Consider the following 15,549-nt stretch of genomic DNA (forward strand, 5'->3'; position numbering starts at 1 on the left):
CGGAAGCTCCCCGAACCATGCCGGAAAGGTGCGCTCTCTCGGCTCCATGTCGGCGACCGCCCCCACTGTCGCCCCGAGCCGGACAGCTTGAGCCCCGGCGACGTTCGACGTTTCCTGCCTGCATGGCTTCGGTCCGCCGATCGGAAGAACCCGAAGTGCCACTTGCTCACGGAGTTTGTGCATGATCCTGCTGAAAGTGAACGAAGCCATGCCAACTGTTCGCGGTGTCAAGGGCCGTCACACAGACGGGGCCGAGGCCTCCGGTGGGGCGGGGAGCGTCCGCCCCAGGCGGGCGAGTGGGGACAGGGCCATCAGCGCCGGTGACAGCAGCATGCCCGCGGCCGTCACCAGGAGGCTGGTGCGCGTCCCCCACCCTTCCGCGAGGAAGCCGCCGAGCAGCGAACCGAGCGGGGTCAGCCCCATGCCGACGAAGTTGATCGTCGCGGCCGCGCGGCCCTGCATCCCGTCCGGAGTGAGGGTCTGCCGGACGGCCATGAGCGTGACGTTCACCAGCTGGCCGAAGGCTCCGAACAGGAAGCTGATCGCGAGGAGCGCGGGAACCGTCACCGTGGAGGAGCCGTGCAGGGCGGGGACGAGCAGGAACACGCCGTCGCCGAGTGCCGCCGCGGAGACGAGCACGGCGCCGTGCCCGAACCGGCTCGGCAGACGGGCGGCCAGCAGTGAGCCCAGGAGCGCGCCCGGCCCCGTCGCCGCGAGCACCAGTCCGACGGCGGCGCCCGACAGGTGCAGGTCCCGTGGCAGGAACAGCAGGTAGACGGTCATCACGGCGGCGAAGAAGAACTGGAAGACGGCCGATGCGAGACACACGGCCCGCAGCGAGGTGTCGCCGGCGACGAAGCGGAGGCCCTCCTGGATCCGCCGCCAGACCCGGGGAGGACGTTCCGAGCGCTCCGGGACGGATTCGTGGCGACCGATCCGCCGGATCGACAGGAACGACAGCGCGAAGAACAGCGCGCTGGAGGCGGCGGCGATCGGCGCCGACAGCAAGGACACCAACGCACCACCGAGGGCGGGGCCGCCGATCTGAGCGGCGGACCGACTGCCCTCGAGCGCGCTGTTGGCCCGCACCAGCTGATCGCGTTTCACCAGCCGCACCAAGGAGGCCTGGTAGGCCACGTCGAAGAAGACGGACAGAGCCCCGACGGCGAAGGCGACCGCGAGCAGCGCCGGCAGGCCGAGCAGGCCGAGGAGGCCGGCCACGGCGGCGGCGCCCAGCGCCAGGGCCCGGCCGACGTCCGTCAGCACCATCACCGTGCGGGTCCGCCACCTGTCCACCCACGCGCCGACGAAGAGCGAGAGCAGCAGGATCGGCGCCTGCCCCACCGCGCGCAGGGCGCCCAACTGGCCGGCACCGGCGTCGAGCGTCAGGACGGCGAAGAGCGGCAGGACCACCAGACACGCGTGCTCGCCCAGTTGGGAGGCGGTCTGGCCCACCCAGAGCCGGCGGAAGTCGCCGTCCCGCCACAGGCTTGACGGAACAGGGCGGCCGGAACCGGAACCGGCGGAGGAAGAGGACAACACAGAGACCCCTCGGATGACCGAAGACGAGAGCCGCCGGCCGGCGGCACACGCCAGGCGCACCGACGGTTTCAGGCAGCGGGAAGGGAAGGCTCGCTGTGCCGCGCTGTGAGAGCAGCACGCGATGACGGGCCGCTCACGGCCTCGGACGTCAACGCGTGCTCGGACGACCGACCATCTCTTCGCTCCTTGTGAGTCACTCGCTGCGCGAACACTAGCTCCCGCTCGGCAGGGCACGAAAGGAAATTAAGGACCGGAGGGACCGGGCAGACGGTGGGAGGAGTCCGGCCGTTCGCGCCGGGTCACGAGGGCGGGGCGGCCCAACCGGTCGCTCGGTCCCCGAGGTCGCTGAGCTGTGTGCGTGAAGGGGGAGCACAACTCGGTGGCGTCCGGAGGGGAAGTCGGGAAGGCTTGCGCGCATGGTTTCGATGGTGCAGAACGTGGCGATCGACTGTGCGGATGCCTACGAGTTGGCCCGGTTCTGGAGCGGGGTGACCGGCCGCCCACTGGATCCGGAGGACGGACCGGGCGACCCGGAGGTCCAGGTGCTGCTGGCGGAGGGCCCGGTGCTGCACTTCAACCAGGTGCCCGAGGCCAAGACGGTCAAGAACCGGATCCATCTGTGTCTGCGCCCCGAGACCTCGCGCGAGCAGGAGGTGGAACGGCTGCTGGGCCTCGGCGCCACCTTTGTCGCCGATCACCGGAATCCCGACGGCTCCGGTTGGGCGGTCCTCGCCGACCCCGAAGGCAACGAGTTCTGCGTTCTGCGCAGCGAATCCGACCGGGCCGCCATGAGTTCCTGACGCTCACGCGCCGTCCCGGCCGGTTTCGCACGGCTGCTGATCACGCTGCTCGTGAGGCGCTGATGGGGGACCGTGGTGGCATGGAAGAGCAGCGGTTCGACGTGTGGGCGGCCGGGGCCGCCTACGAGCGGTACATGGGTCGGTGGAGTCGTCTCGCGGCGGAGGAGTTCGTGGCGTGGCTCGACTGTGCCGGTGATCTGCGGTGGCTGGACGTGGGATGCGGCACGGGTGTGCTGTCGGCGGTGGTGAGCGCCCGGTGCCGGCCCCGAATGACGGTGGGCATCGACCGGTCCGAGGAGTTCGTGGGCTCAGCCCGGGCAGCGGTTCCCCTCTCGACGCACTGCCTCGTGGCGGACGCGATGGCGCTTCCGGCACGCGATGGGACGTGGGACGTCGCGGTCAGCGGTCTGACACTGAACTTCCTTCCCGAGCCCACCGCGGCCGTGGCCGAGACGGCCCGGGTGGTCCGGGCGGGCGGCCTGGTTGCGGCGTATGTGTGGGACTACGCCGAGGGCATGGGTTTCCTGCGCCGCTTCTGGGACGCGGCCATAGCGGTGGACCCGTCCGCGGTTGCGCTGGACGAGGGCCGTCGGTTCCCCGTGTGCCGTTCGGATCGGCTGGCCGAGGTGTGGGCTGCCGCAGGGCTCGTCGACGTGGCCACCGTCCCGATCGAGGTGCCCACGGTCTTCGCCGACTTCGCCGACCTGTGGGAGCCCTTCCTGGCGGGGCAGGGCCCGGCGCCCGGCTACGTGGCCTCTCTCGCGCCGGCCGACCGTGACCGGGTACGGGACGCGTTCGGCGCCGCTGTTCCCAGGAGGCCGGACGGTTCCATCGCGCTGACCGCCCGGGCCTGGGCCGTGAGCGGCCGGAGGCCGGTGAAACCAGCAGGTCAGACAGTAAAGTCCTGCTGGAGTATCAGTGGCTCGGGCAGGGGTTCGGCAAGAGCGGACCCTCGTGCCGGAGCGCTGCGACGGCACCGATCCCGGGAATCAGTCTTGCCGCAGGTGTTGTCCCTGTCATGAGATGAGAGATCAGGGGTGTCAGCACTGTCACCCGGCCAGAACTACTGGGTCCGAAACTCAACTGTCAGGTCGATGGCCCGGCTTCACTCAATCAAGTTGACCAGTACCCTGCGGACCATGGAACTTGGACCGCTCGAACCAGAGGTAATCGAACTTGTTGTCGCAGTTGTTTGTTTCTCCTTAGTCTTCGGCATTCTTGCGAAGGTCGTCCTTCCGCGTATCCGCAAGACGCTGGAAGAGCGCGAGGATGCCATCGAGGGCAACGCCGAGCGAGCCGAAGCAGCTCGGATCGAAGCCGGGCGTATCCATGAGGAGTACAAAAAAGAGCTCGCCGAAGCCTACCGGGAACTCGCTCATGTCCGGCAGGAGGCAAAGGAACAAGGCGCCCAGATCATTGCGGCCACCCGCGAAGAGGGCGCTCGTCAGCGTGATGCCCTCGTCGCAGCGGCGCACGTTCAGCTCGAAGCCGACCGGGCCTTGGCAGCCGCCGCGCTCAACGAGAGTGTGCGTCGGCTCGCAGTCGAACTGGCGAGCCGGATCGTTGGTGAACCTCTCGATGATTTCGCCGACAACAGCGATGTCATCGACCGTTATTTCGATGAGCTGGAGGCCGACTCGTCGGTGAAGCGATCGACGAGCTGAGCTCTTCGGAGGCCGAGGGTGCATTGCCGCTCGGCGTCGGTGCCGCGTCCCCGACCGTCGGGGGCAGCGGCTTCCTCCCGGTCGGGCCGACGTGTACGGCCGTGCCCGCACAGCCGAAGCACGGCGTCCAGCGGCGGTCCTCGACACCCGTCCCGTCGAGGGCGGTCAAGCCGTGACCCGTGCGGGGGCAACCCTCGACGACCCGGCCGGGTCTTACGGGCATGATCAGACGCCTTGCCCGTACAGGTGCGGTGCTCACCATCGCGTCCCTGCTCCTGACCGCCTGCTCCGGCGACCAGGACGCCCCCGCCGGGCGCCCCGCCGAGCCTCCCGCCGAACACCCCGTCTTCGACCAGAAGCTCGGCCTCCAGGTCTACCTCGCCCTGCGCCAGACGCAGAAGGCGGGCGGTGCCGACTTCGTCCAGACCATGACCTTCGCATCGAAGAAGGGCCGGGCGGTGCAGACCGTCAGCGGGCGGATGGACTTCGCGAAGCGAACGGGCGAGGCGACCACGGAGTGGCGACTGCCGAAGCAGCTCCCCCGGGAAACGAAGGACACGCTCCTGGGCGTCACCCCGGGCAAGGGCAACGCCGACCCCTCGGCGCGCGTCCTCGTCGGACGCCAGCACATCCATTACCGCGCCGGGTCGGCGGCGTACTGGCTCCGGTACACGACGGGCGACACCGGTGCGGACCTCGGCATCGACCGCATCGACCACCTGCGCGGATCCGAAGGGCCGGTGGGCGGCACCCTCCTCGAGGGACTCGGCGCCACGGAGGCGACATCCCGGCGGACCGACGGCTCCCGGCGCACCTATGAGGCGGAGATGCCCAACAGCGCCGCCTGGCAACTGTTCCCCGAGGACCTCAGGCGCGAGCTGTCCGCCCTCTTCCCCACCGGATCCTCCAGCAGGAGCGCCCCGCTGCCGGCGACCGTGTCCGTGGACGGCCAGGGACGCGTCACCCACGTGCGAGCCGACCTCTCGACGGCCCTGGGGAAGAAGGGCAGCGCGTTCGAGGACATGACCTCCCTGACCATCGACCTCCGGCTCTCCCGACACGGTGGGTCGAAGCCCGCCACGAAGCCCGACGGACCCGTCCGGCTGGCCCACGAGGCGGTCCGGTCGGTCGACTCGGTGAAGCCCGGCGGCTGCGTCGACTTCAGCACGGGCCAGCGGGTCGTGGACACCGTCGTGGACGTGCCGTGCTCGGGCGCGCACGACGGCAGGATCTTCGCCCAGAGAACACTGGGCACGGGCCCCTACCCGGGCAGCACGGCCGCCCGGGAGAAGGCCGAAGCCGCCTGCCGTACCGCCTATGACACCGCCCCCGGGCCATGGGTCTCCGAGGCGGGCCGGGCCGGAAACTACTGGTACATGTGGCCGACTCGGGATGAATGGGAACAGGACGGAGGCCGCGCCAGCTGCTACGTCGTCACCACCGAAGGCGCCAGCTGAAGCAGGTGACGGAAAGTCCGTGATCAGGCGGCCCGAAGCAGGGCGGCCCGGTCACCCGGAAACGGGGCGCATCTCACCCGCCAGGAGCGGCCGATGATCAGCCCGCGGTAGCCGATGAAGTCGCCTTCGTCGCGGCGCTGGATGGGCGACAGGGCGATCCCCGCACTCCCGGACCACGGGCAGGCACGATCCGTGCCGCCGGACGCGGCGAGCACGCGGGCGACCAGGGCACCCGAAACCGTTCGGGGTGTCCGCAGCGACCAGGCATGGGTACAAGGCTCACTCCTGCTCACCGGCTAGGAACGGTGCAGTTCCAGGGAGATGTGGGAGGACAGGGCACGGAGGAAGTCGGGTGCGTCGAAGAGCGCGCCGGCGGAGGCCACCCCGGTCGTCCTGGTCCGTCCGGTGAGGATGCGGTCGACCGCTTCCACGACGAGCGGCGCGGTGACGGCGTAGATGTCCTGTCCCCTTGCCACGGCGCGCCGTTCGCTGCCGCCGGAGCGCACGACGACGTCGACGAGGAAGGTCTGCGCGGACCGTCCCCGCTCGTCGACCGCGGCGGGTTCCGGTGTGTCCGGGGCCGCCATGTCCCCGGCCGCCTCGAGGGACATGTAGGTGCGCACCTCGGGGATGGCCAGGTGGCTGGGAAGGGTGACGACGTCGGCCATCGTGAATTCCCCGATGACGGCCCGGGGGCCCAGCGGCTCGGGGAAGGGCCACTCCAGGGTCGGCAGGTCGTCCCGGTGGTACTCCAGGCGCCCGTTCCGGTGGCGGACGCGTCGGCCGTCCCGCCGCCGGTGGGAGACCGCGCCCGCGGCACGCGTCCCGGCGGTGGGGTGCCAACCGCTCAGCCCGTACGCGATGTGCGCCTCGTCGGCCGTCGTCCAGTCGCCCATCGCGGCGGTGGCCAGCAGGTCGCCGAAGCCGCCGTAGAAGGCCATCGCGGGGACGATCACCGCTCCCGAGGCCCGGGCGCGGTCCGTGAAGTGTGCGAACGTGTCGGCGTTGGCCTCGATCTCGGCCGCCACGTCCACATACGGGATCCCTGCGCGCAGCGCCGCCTCGATCACGAGGGCAGCCGTCGTGGCGAAGGGGCCGGCACAGTTGATCACGGCCGCCGTGCCGTCCAGTGCGCGGTCGAGCGAGGTCGGGTCGTCGGCCGACGCGGGGCGGGCGTCCAGTCCGGGTGCGGACTCCGCCAGTACCTTCAGCCTGTCGGCGTCGCGCCCGGAGAGGACCGGGACGAGCCCGCGCTCCAGCAGCTCCGCCACCACGAAGCGCCCGGTGTGCCCGTACGCGCCGAACACCGCCACCTTGAGTCCCGGTCCCATGGGTTCTCCCCGCACTCGAATGATCTGCTGCAGATTGATCCGCTGCGATTGATCTGTTGCGATCTGACATGGACATCCTGTCGAGGGCGGGCGTCCCGCACGAGTGTCCGGAACGACAGGACCCGTACAATTCCGGACGTGACCACTGTTGCGCTGGCCGTCACCGACGGGATGCTGCACTTCGAGCTGTCCCTCGCGTACGAGGTCTTCGCCGCCGCCCCGGCCGGCGTGCCGGGCCCCTGGTACGACCTGGTGGTCTGCGGGCCGGGCGCCGTGCGGGCCGGCCGGTTCATGCTGGAGCCCGACCTCGGGCTCGACCGGCTCCCGCACGCCGACACCGTGATCGTCCCGGGCTGGGCCGACGTCGACGAGGAGCCACCCGCTGAGCTGGTCGACGCGGTGCGCGCGGCCCACGAGGCGGGCGCGCGCGTGGCCTCCCTCTGCACGGGCGCGTTCGTGCTGGCCGCCGCCGGCCTGCTGGACGGGCGGCGCGCGACCACGCACTGGGCGCACACCCGGGCCCTGGCCGCCCGCCACCCCCGGGTGACGGTGGACCCGGACGTCCTCTACGTGGACGAGGGCAGCGTGCTCACCTCCGCCGGCAAGGCCGCCGCCATGGACCTGTGCCTGCATCTCGTCCGCCTCGACCACGGCTCGGCGGTCACCAACGCCGCCGCCCGCCGCCTGGTCGTGCCGCCGCACCGGGACGGCGGCCAGGCCCAGTTCATCGCCACCCCGGCGCCCGCCCCGGACAACCACCCGCTCGCCGAACTGTTCCCCTGGGTGATCGAACGGCTGGACCAGCCGCTGACCGTGGAGGACCTGGCCCGCCGGGCGCGGATGAGCTCACGCCACCTGGGTCGCCACTTCAGGTCGGTGACCGGCACCACCCCGCTGCAGTGGCTGCTCGCTCAGCGGATACGCCACGCCCAGGAGTTGCTGGAGACCACCGACCACAGCGTCGACGCCATCGCGGCGGCCACCGGCATGGGCACCGCCACCACGCTGCGCCGACACTTCAGCCGCACGGTCGGCGTGCCTCCCGACACCTACCGCCGCACCTTTCGCTCGCAGACCCGGCCCGGCCCGACCGGCAGCGGGCGACACCATCAACGCCCCTGAGTCACAGGGGCCGGCAGCGGGCCGGGTGAGCGGCATCGCGCCGGGGTGGCCGCCCCGTGTCGCCGCGGATGCCCCTTCGGCGCGGCGAGCGGGCCGGCGCCGAGTGCTTGCGGCTAACGGTGATGGGGCGGGCGGGGTGGGTGGGGCGGGTGGGGCGGGTGGGATGGGTGGGGCGGCGGGGGCGGCGGGATCGTGGCGACGCCGGGGGCGGTCTCGGGCCAGACGAGCAGCACGGGACAGGGGGCGTGGTCGACGACGAAGCGGCCGGCGGGGCCGAGACTGCGAGGTCCGAGATGGGTGCGGTCGCCGTCGCGGGCGAGGACGAGCAGGTCGGCGCCCTCGGCGGCGGCCACGACCTCCCGCTCGACGCGGCCGGTGCGCTCGACGCGGGCACAGGGACGCGCCAGGCGCTGCGCGGCTTCGGCGAGGAGCCGTTCGGCGGAGGCGGTGGCCAGGTGCTCGACCGCCGTGCCGGGGTCGCGTTCGGGAGGGCCGCCCCGGCCGAGCAGCCCGGCGAAGGCGCCGTGTGCCGCGCCGGGGGCTTCGGGGCCGGTGACGTGCAGCAGCACGATCTCGGCGGCCTCGGGGGCGTGGTTGCGGGCGGCGTCGACGCAGGAGGGCCAGGTGCCCTCGGTGATCCAGGCGACGACTCTCACGATGATCAGCCTCCGATGACGGTGAGTGAGGCCCACAGGGCCACCACCGCGAGCAGCAGGGCGGCGGGCACGGTGCACAGGCCGAGCCGGGTGAACTCACCGAGCTCGACGTCACTGTCGTGTGCGCGCACGATGCGCCGCCACAACAGGGTGGCCAGGGAGCCGGCGTAGGTGAGGTTGGGGCCGATGTTCACCCCGAGCAGCATCGCGAGGACGGCGCCGGGCCCGGACGGCACGGTCAGCGGCAGCAGCACCAGCACGGCGGGCAGGTTGTTGATGAGGTTCGCCAGCACCGCGGCCAGCGCCGCGACGGCGAGCAGGGCCGCGAAGCCGGTTCCGTCCGGGACGAGACGGCCCAGGCCGGTGGCGAGGCCGTTGTCGACGACCGCGCGGACCACGATGCCCAGGGCCAGGACGAAGGCGAGGAACGGGAGCGCGGCGGCGCGCACGAGGGCGGTGGGCCCGGTGCGGCGCTGCGTCACAGCGCGCACGGCCAGCACGACGGCTCCGGCGAGGGCCGCCCAGGCGGGGTTGACCCCGAGGGCGGAGGTCAGGACGAACCCGGCCAGGGTGCAGACCACGGTGGCCAGGGCGAAAACCGGCAGCTCGCGGGGTTCGGTGGTGGGGGGAGCCTGGGCTCCGGCGTCCAGGTCGGTGGCGAAGAACCGGCGGAAGACCACGTACTCGGTGGTGACGGCGACCAGCCAGGGCAGGGCCATCAGGGCGGCGAAACGGGTGAAACTCAGTCCGCTGGCGGCGAACGCGAGCAGGTTCGTGAGGTTGGAGACCGGCAGCAGCAGCGAGGCGGTGTTCGACAGGTGGGTGCAGGCGTAGACGTGCGGTGCGGGCCGGGCGCCGAGCCGGGCGGCGGTGGCGAAGACCACCGGGGTGAGCAGCACGACGGTGGCGTCCAGGCTGAGCACCGCGGTGATCACCGACGCGGCTGCGAACACCTGGACCAGCAGACGGCGCGGGCGGCCCGCCGCGGTACGGGCCATCCACGCTCCGCACGCGTGGAACAGGCCCTCGTCGTCGCAGAGCTGGGCCAGGACCAGGACGGCGGCGAGGAAACCGATCACCGGTCCGAGCCGCGCGGCCTCCTCGCGGGCGTGGTCCAGCGAGATCGCTCCGGTGGCGATCACCACGCCCGCGGCCGGGACGGCGACGACCGCCTCCGGCCAGCCGAACGGACGGACGACGGCGCACGCCAGCACCGCCAGGAGCAGAACGACGGAGACGGCCTCCGCCAGCGGGGAGCTCACGATCAGATCTTCTCCCAGCCGTGTGGTACAGCAGCCGGGCATCCACCGGACGGTGGAGCACCGGGGTGCGCCCGGCTCGTGGCTCGTGGCTCATGGCGCCCGGCCGTGTCTTCCGCGTCTTCCGCATCCCCTTCGACGTGCTCGACGACGTCTCACCCGCTGGAGGCCCGGTGGTGGGCTGGTGGTGGTCCGTACCGCCGTCGGGCGGCCGGCGCCGTCCCCCGGCCCCTTGCGGGGCGTGAGCGCACTCCCGGAAAGTGTTCACACCCCGCTCGTCCGAGAACGGTGAGGACACGAGCGCCCGAAGTGTCGACCATGCCGGCGGACAGGCGGTGCCGGGGTCACAGGACCGCGTCGGACCACTGGTCGAGGACGTCGTCGCCCGTCAGGGCGGCGTCGGGGTCGCCCGCCCCGCCGTCCAGTTGCTGCTCGGCCCAGATCACCTTGCCGGTGGGGGTGTAGCGGGTGCCCCAGCGTTCGGCGTAGCGGGCGACGAGGAACAGGCCGCGTCCGCCCTCGTCCGTGGCCGTCGCCTGGCGCAGGTGGGGTGAGGTGCTGCTGCCGTCGGAGACCTCGCAGATCAGACGGCGGTCACGCAACAGGCGGACGTGGATGGGGACGGTGCCGTGGCGGATGGCGTTGGTGACCAGTTCGCTGAGGATGAGTTCGGTGGTGAAGCCCGCCTCCGTCAGGTCCCATTCCGCCAGCTGCCGGGTGACGTCGGCGCGGACGCCGGACACGGCGGAGGCCTCAGGGGGCACGTCCCAGCCGGCGACCTGCCCGGGGTCGAGCACCCGGGTGCGCGCGACCAGCAGGGCGACGTCGTCGTTCCCGCGGTTCGGAAGGAGGGCCTCGAGCACCGCGTCGCAGGTCTGCTCGGGGGTCCGGCCGGAGTGGGACAGCGCGTCGCGCAGGATCTCCAGACCGACGTCGATGTCCCGGTCGCGGGTCTCGACGAGCCCGTCGGTGTAGAGGACGAGCAGGCTTCCCCCGGGCACCTCGAACTCCGTGCTCTCGAAGGGCAGGTCGCCCAGGCCCAGCAGCGGACCGGCGGGCAGGTCCGGGAAGGTGACGGTGCCGTCCGGACCGACCAGGGCGGGCGGCGGGTGGCCGGCCCGGGCCGCGCTGCACGTGCCGGAGGCCGGGTCGTAGACGACGTACAGACAGGTGGCCCCGATGACTCCCTCGTCGTCGCCCCGGTCCGCCCGTTCCCGGTCGAGCCGCGCCACCAGGTCGTCCACCCGGGCCAGCAGTTCGTCCGGCGGGAGGTCGAGGGTGGCGAAGTTGTGCACCGCGGTACGCAGCCGCCCCATGGTGGCCGCCGCGTGCAGACCGTGCCCGACCACGTCCCCGACCACCAGTGCCACCCGGGCGCCGGACAGTTCGATGACGTCGAACCAGTCCCCGCCCACCCCGGACTGGGCCGGCAGGTAGCGGTGGGCCGCCTCCAGCGCGCTCAGGTCCGGCAGGTCGCGGGGGAGCAGACTGCGCTGCAGGGTGACCGCCATCGCGTGCTCGCGGGTGTACCGGCGGGCGTTGTCGAGCGCCACGGCGGCCCAGGCGGACAGCTCCTCGGCGAACAGCACATCGCTCTCGTCGTACGGCTCCGCCCGCTCCGAGCGCCAGAAGTCCACCGAGCCCAGCACCGTGCCGCGGGCCCGCAGCGGTACCGCGATCAGGGAGTGGAAACCGTGATCCAGGAACTCCTCCGCGCGCTCGGGGGCCAGCGTCCGCCATCCCTCGGCGGCGCCCAGATCCGACTCCAGGACCGCGTGGCCGCTCTTCACACACCGTGCCTGCGGCGTGGCGTCGGGGAAGCGAACCGTTTCGCCCACCGCCATCAGCGGCAGGCCGTCGTGAATGGTGCTCAGCCCGGCCCGCCGCATGACGGTGTGCCGCCCGGTCGGCTCCTCGCCGCGCAGCACCTCCTCGGCCAGGTCGACGGTGACCAGGTCGGCGAAGCGCGGAACCGCCACCCCGGCCAGTTCGTGGGCGGTGCGCTCCACGTTCAGGGAGGAGCCGATCCGCGCCCCCGCGTCGTAGAGCAGGCTCAGGCGCTCCCGGGAGGCCTCGGCGTGACCGGACAGGGCCCGCAGCTCCGTGGTGTCCCGGAGCGTCACCACGCTCCCGGCGCCTCCGGTCTCGGGCGCTGTGCGCCGCTTGTTGACCGCCAGCAGCCGGTCACCCGAGAGGAGCACCTCGTCGGTGGCCGTCCGCTCCGAGACCAGCAGTTCGCCGATGTCCGGGCTCAGCTCCAGGTCGGTGACCTTACGCCCCTCCGCGTCCGGCGGCAGATCCAGCAGCCGCCGCGCCTCGTCGTTGGCCAGGACCAGCTGCCCGTCGCCCCGTACGATCAGCACGCCCTCCCGCACCGCGTGCAGCACCGCGTCGTGGTGGTCGTACATCCGGGTCATCTCCACCGGACCGAGACCGTGGGTCTGGCGCAGCAGCCGCCGGCTCACCAGGGCGGTGCCGCCCGCGCAGATGGCCAGGGCCACGCCCGCGGCCCCCAGGATCACCGGGAACTGCTGGGCCGCCATGCCCGCCACCTTCTGGACCGTGATCCCGACCCCGACCGAGCCGGCCACCGTCCCGTCGGGCTCGGTGACCGGGGCGTACCCGACCACCGAGCGCCCCTTGGACGTCTCGATGGTCTGCGTCCGGGAGGAGGCCGACGGCTCGGCCTGGCCGACGACGGCCTTCCCGATCAGCGAGGGGTCGGGGTGCGTGTAGCGGACGCCGTCCTTCGAGTACACGACGACGAGGTCCACGTCGGTCGCCCGCTGGATCCGCTCGGAGAGCGGCTGCAGGACCTTGCTGGGGTTGGGGCCGGTCATCGCCGCCAGCGTCTGCGGGGAGTCCGCGAACGTCGTGGCGATGGCCAGGGAACGGCTCCGGGCCTCGTGGGTGCTGTCGCGTCGGGCCTGGAAGACGAGGGCGACCAGTGCGGCGGTGATGATCAGGGTCACGACCAGGACCTGGAGCAGGAACACCTGGCCGGCCACGCTGCGGGCCCGGAGCAGGGACCGCAGCTGTCCGGGGGGTCGCACCGGCCGGGAGCCCTCGCCGCGCCGGTCCCGCCGCCGGGCCGATCCGGTGCGAGCGGTCCGGCCGCCGAACAGGCGGGGCGAGGTGAGGGGAGGGCGACGGGGATGTGCGGTCACTGCATCGTTCGCCTCCTCGGCAGTGGCGGCCCGGCCGTCCACGGCCACCCGTCCGCCGGTCGGGCGGTGGGGAGGAACAGCGGTGCGCGGCCTCCGCGGCGTCGTGTCCGGCGAGCGGAGACCGGGACCCTTGCCCCGGACATTCCTCGCATTCCCCGTGAACGACTCAACGGTACCCGCTCATTCCCGGTCCGGTTGCGGAACCGCTGCGCGCAGCGGACGTCACGCGCCACAATGCGGCTCGGGAGCGACACCAGCGCAGAGGGGGAGGGCCATGGCCGGCCATCGAAAGTTCCAGGCAGCGGTCAGAGTCGAGAAGGCGCGGATCTGGTTCGCCTGGGCGTCCGGCGGTTCCGTCATGCTGGCCGCCGCCCTCGCCACCCAGGACATCCGCGTCGTCGGCGTCGTCACCCAGGTCCTGCTCGTCGGCGGCGGCATCGCGTTCACCGTCACCGCCGTGCGGATGACCGAACGGCTCAACCGCAAGGCCGAGACGGCCCGCCGGGACGCCCTCGGGAGCCTCTGACGCGGACAGAGGGCCTCTGACACAGAGGGCCTCTGGGACAGGGGCCTCCGACGCAGAGGCCCGGCCCCGGAGGGGGGAGGCGGGCCGGCCCCGCGGCGGCGGGCTCAGTCGGCGACCCGCCCGGTGAGGCTCCGTCCGATGCCCCGGGCCGCCACCTGCAGGGCGCTGACCAGCCGTGCCCGGTCGCGTCTGAGGCTGGGGGCGACGATGCCGAGCGCCGCCACCACCGCGCCGTCCGAGCGGATCGGCACGGCCACCGTGCACGCGCCCAGGCTCATCTCCTCCACCGTCGTGGCGTAGTCGTCCTCGCGCACCTTCTCGAGCTGGCCGCGCAGCAGTTCCGGCCGGCACACCGTGTAGGGGGTGATCCGGGGGAGGTCGGCGAGCACCTCCTCCTGGACGGCGGCCGGGGCGTGCGCGAGCAGCACCTTGCCGACCCCCGTCGCGTGCAGCGGCAGACGGGAGCCGATCGCGCTGACCACCGGCACCGAGGCGTGCCCGGAGAGCCGGTCGACGTACAGCGCCCGCAGTCCGTCGCGCACCGCGAGGTGCACGGTGGCGAGGGTCGCGCCGTAGAGGTCGTGCAGGTACGGGGAGGCGATCTGCTGCAGCCCGGTGTGCACGGGCGCGAGCAGGCCGATGTCCCACAGCCGGCGCCCGACGACGTACTCCCCCGACGCGGTACGGCTCAGCGCGCCCCACGCGACGAGCTCGCCGACCAGCCGGTGCGCGGTCGGGACCGGGAGGCCGGCGCGGGCGGCGAGCTCGGTGAGACCGAGCCGCCGGTGCCGGCCGTCGAAGGCGCCCAGAAGCGCCAGCGCGCGACTGGTCACGGAACGCCCGGGCGTCGAGGAGTTGCCTGCCATGCCCGGCATCCTTCCGCTGAGCGGAAACGAAGACAAGCCCGGCCCCGCTTCCACGGCTCCCGGCAGCGGCCCCGGGACGGCAGGAAAGGTGGGCTGCTCGTCATTGCGGCCACCCGGCTCCCCGCCGAGGATGAACGCCATGACGAGCAGATCGGTGCTGGTGGTCGTCTTCGACGACGTGCAGAGTCTCGACGTGACCGGCCCCCTGGAGGTGTTCACGGGGGCGGGGCGCCACAGCGGGCACCCGTACGAGATCCGCACCGCCTCGCTCGACGGCGCTCCGGTCCGCACCTCGAGCGGTCTCACCGTCGTCCCGGACCAGGCGCTGGACGAGGCCGGGGCGCCGCACACCCTGCTCGTCCCCGGGGGCGACGGAACCCGTCGCCCGGCTCCCCGGCTGATCGACCGGCTCCGGGAGCACGCCCGGCACGCCGAGCGCATCGTCTCCGTGTGCAGCGGCGCGCTGCTGCTGGCCGAGGCCGGCCTGCTCGACGGCCGGCGGGCGACGACCCACTGGTCGGTCTGCGACCACATGGCCAGGACCTATCCGGCCGTGGACGTCGACCCCGATCCGATCTTCGTACGTGACGGCCGGATCGCCACCTCGGCCGGAGTCACCGCGGGCATCGACCTCGCGCTCGCCCTGGTCGAGGAGGACCACGGCAGGGACACCGCGCTCGCCGTCGCTCGCCACCTCGTCGTCTTCCTCCGGCGTCCGGGCGGCCAGGCGCAGTTCAGCGCCCAGCTCGCCGCCCAGACCGCGCGGCGCGAACCACTGCGGAGGGTCCAGCAGTGGATCACCGAGCACCCGGACGGGGACCTCTCCGTCGAGAGCCTGGCGGAGCGCGCCAACCTCTCCCCCCGGCACTTCGCCCGCACCTTCCACTCGGAGACCGGTACGACACCCGGCCGGTACGTCGAGCGCGTCCGCCTGGAGCACGCCCGGCGCCTCCTCGAGGACACGGCCGACGGCGTCGGGCAGGTCTCCCGCGCCAGCGGCTACGGCACACCCGAGGCGATGCGCCGCGCCTTCGTGAAAGCCCTGGGCACCGCTCCGGCCGAGTACCGCCGACGCTTCCGCCCGTCCACACCGCTCCAACCGTTCCAACCGTCCGAACCGCTCCAACCGTCCGAGCCCGCCTGAACCGCCCGCTGAAAG

The 15,549-nt window shown here is 72.6% G+C and carries 13 protein-coding genes and 1 pseudogene; 7 read left to right on the forward strand and 7 right to left on the reverse strand.

Annotated elements, in window-relative coordinates; genetic code table 11:
• Positions 1–237: 237 nt before the first annotated feature.
• Complete coding sequence (locus tag ACWEQO_RS24260; protein WP_452985212.1) at positions 238–1,542, reverse strand: MFS transporter; 1,305 nt, start codon at positions 1,540–1,542, stop codon at positions 238–240.
• Positions 1,543–1,958: 416 nt separating this feature from the next.
• On the opposite strand from ACWEQO_RS24260, the gene ACWEQO_RS24265 reads away from it, so the two are divergent.
• The 4 genes from ACWEQO_RS24265 (at position 1,959) to ACWEQO_RS24280 (ending at position 5,463) form a co-directional block, all read left to right on the forward strand.
• Positions 1,959–2,342 (forward strand): VOC family protein, encoded by a 384-nt coding sequence (locus tag ACWEQO_RS24265; RefSeq protein ID WP_361453388.1) that lies wholly within the window; start codon positions 1,959–1,961, stop codon positions 2,340–2,342.
• A gap of 80 nt (positions 2,343–2,422) precedes the next feature.
• Entirely contained in the window at positions 2,423–3,364 is a 942-nt protein-coding gene (locus ACWEQO_RS24270; protein ID WP_452985213.1) for a class I SAM-dependent methyltransferase, read from the forward strand.
• Between the two features lie 117 nt (positions 3,365–3,481).
• Complete coding sequence (atpF, locus tag ACWEQO_RS24275) at positions 3,482–4,006, forward strand: F0F1 ATP synthase subunit B (protein WP_361453394.1); 525 nt, start codon at positions 3,482–3,484, stop codon at positions 4,004–4,006.
• A 221-nt stretch (positions 4,007–4,227) separates the two neighbouring features.
• Entirely contained in the window at positions 4,228–5,463 is a 1,236-nt protein-coding gene (locus ACWEQO_RS24280) for a hypothetical protein (protein ID WP_452985214.1), read from the forward strand.
• A gap of 83 nt (positions 5,464–5,546) precedes the next feature.
• On the opposite strand, the pseudogene ACWEQO_RS24285 reads toward ACWEQO_RS24280, so the two are convergent.
• Together ACWEQO_RS24285 and ACWEQO_RS24290 are read right to left on the reverse strand one after the other, a co-directional pair.
• Positions 5,547–5,630: pseudogene (locus ACWEQO_RS24285) on the reverse strand (GNAT family N-acetyltransferase); the annotation flags it as partial.
• Positions 5,631–5,759: 129 nt separating this feature from the next.
• Positions 5,760–6,794, reverse strand: a complete 1,035-nt coding sequence (locus ACWEQO_RS24290) for a saccharopine dehydrogenase family protein (protein WP_452985215.1) — start codon at positions 6,792–6,794, stop codon at positions 5,760–5,762.
• A 138-nt stretch (positions 6,795–6,932) separates the two neighbouring features.
• Between ACWEQO_RS24290 and ACWEQO_RS24295 the strand changes: the two genes are divergently transcribed.
• A complete protein-coding gene (locus ACWEQO_RS24295; RefSeq protein WP_452985216.1) occupies positions 6,933–7,916 on the forward strand; it encodes a helix-turn-helix domain-containing protein in 984 nt (327 codons plus the stop codon).
• A gap of 113 nt (positions 7,917–8,029) precedes the next feature.
• Here the strand turns inward: ACWEQO_RS24295 and ACWEQO_RS24300 are convergent, their stop codons facing one another.
• The 3 genes from ACWEQO_RS24300 to ACWEQO_RS24310 form a co-directional block, all read right to left on the reverse strand.
• Positions 8,030–8,572, reverse strand: coding sequence for a universal stress protein (locus tag ACWEQO_RS24300; protein ID WP_452985217.1), 543 nt, complete (start codon positions 8,570–8,572; stop codon positions 8,030–8,032).
• A 5-nt stretch (positions 8,573–8,577) separates the two neighbouring features.
• Positions 8,578–9,834, reverse strand: a complete 1,257-nt coding sequence (locus ACWEQO_RS24305; protein ID WP_361453409.1) for an SLC13 family permease — start codon at positions 9,832–9,834, stop codon at positions 8,578–8,580.
• A 341-nt stretch (positions 9,835–10,175) separates the two neighbouring features.
• Positions 10,176–12,998 (reverse strand): SpoIIE family protein phosphatase, encoded by a 2,823-nt coding sequence (locus ACWEQO_RS24310; RefSeq protein ID WP_452985218.1) that lies wholly within the window; start codon positions 12,996–12,998, stop codon positions 10,176–10,178.
• A 274-nt stretch (positions 12,999–13,272) separates the two neighbouring features.
• Here ACWEQO_RS24310 and ACWEQO_RS24315 point away from each other — a divergent pair, with 274 nt between their 5' ends.
• The gene (locus ACWEQO_RS24315) at positions 13,273–13,524 is read left to right on the forward strand and encodes a hypothetical protein (protein ID WP_361453412.1); all 252 of its coding nucleotides are present in this window, start codon (positions 13,273–13,275) and stop codon (positions 13,522–13,524) included.
• A gap of 104 nt (positions 13,525–13,628) precedes the next feature.
• Here the strand turns inward: ACWEQO_RS24315 and ACWEQO_RS24320 are convergent, their stop codons facing one another.
• Complete coding sequence (locus ACWEQO_RS24320; protein ID WP_361453415.1) at positions 13,629–14,390, reverse strand: IclR family transcriptional regulator; 762 nt, start codon at positions 14,388–14,390, stop codon at positions 13,629–13,631.
• A gap of 139 nt (positions 14,391–14,529) precedes the next feature.
• On the opposite strand from ACWEQO_RS24320, the gene ACWEQO_RS24325 reads away from it, so the two are divergent.
• Entirely contained in the window at positions 14,530–15,534 is a 1,005-nt protein-coding gene (locus ACWEQO_RS24325) for a GlxA family transcriptional regulator (RefSeq protein ID WP_452985219.1), read from the forward strand.
• Positions 15,535–15,549 lie beyond the last annotated feature (15 nt).

It is taken from the genome of Streptomyces sp. NPDC004051 (assembly GCF_053604275.1).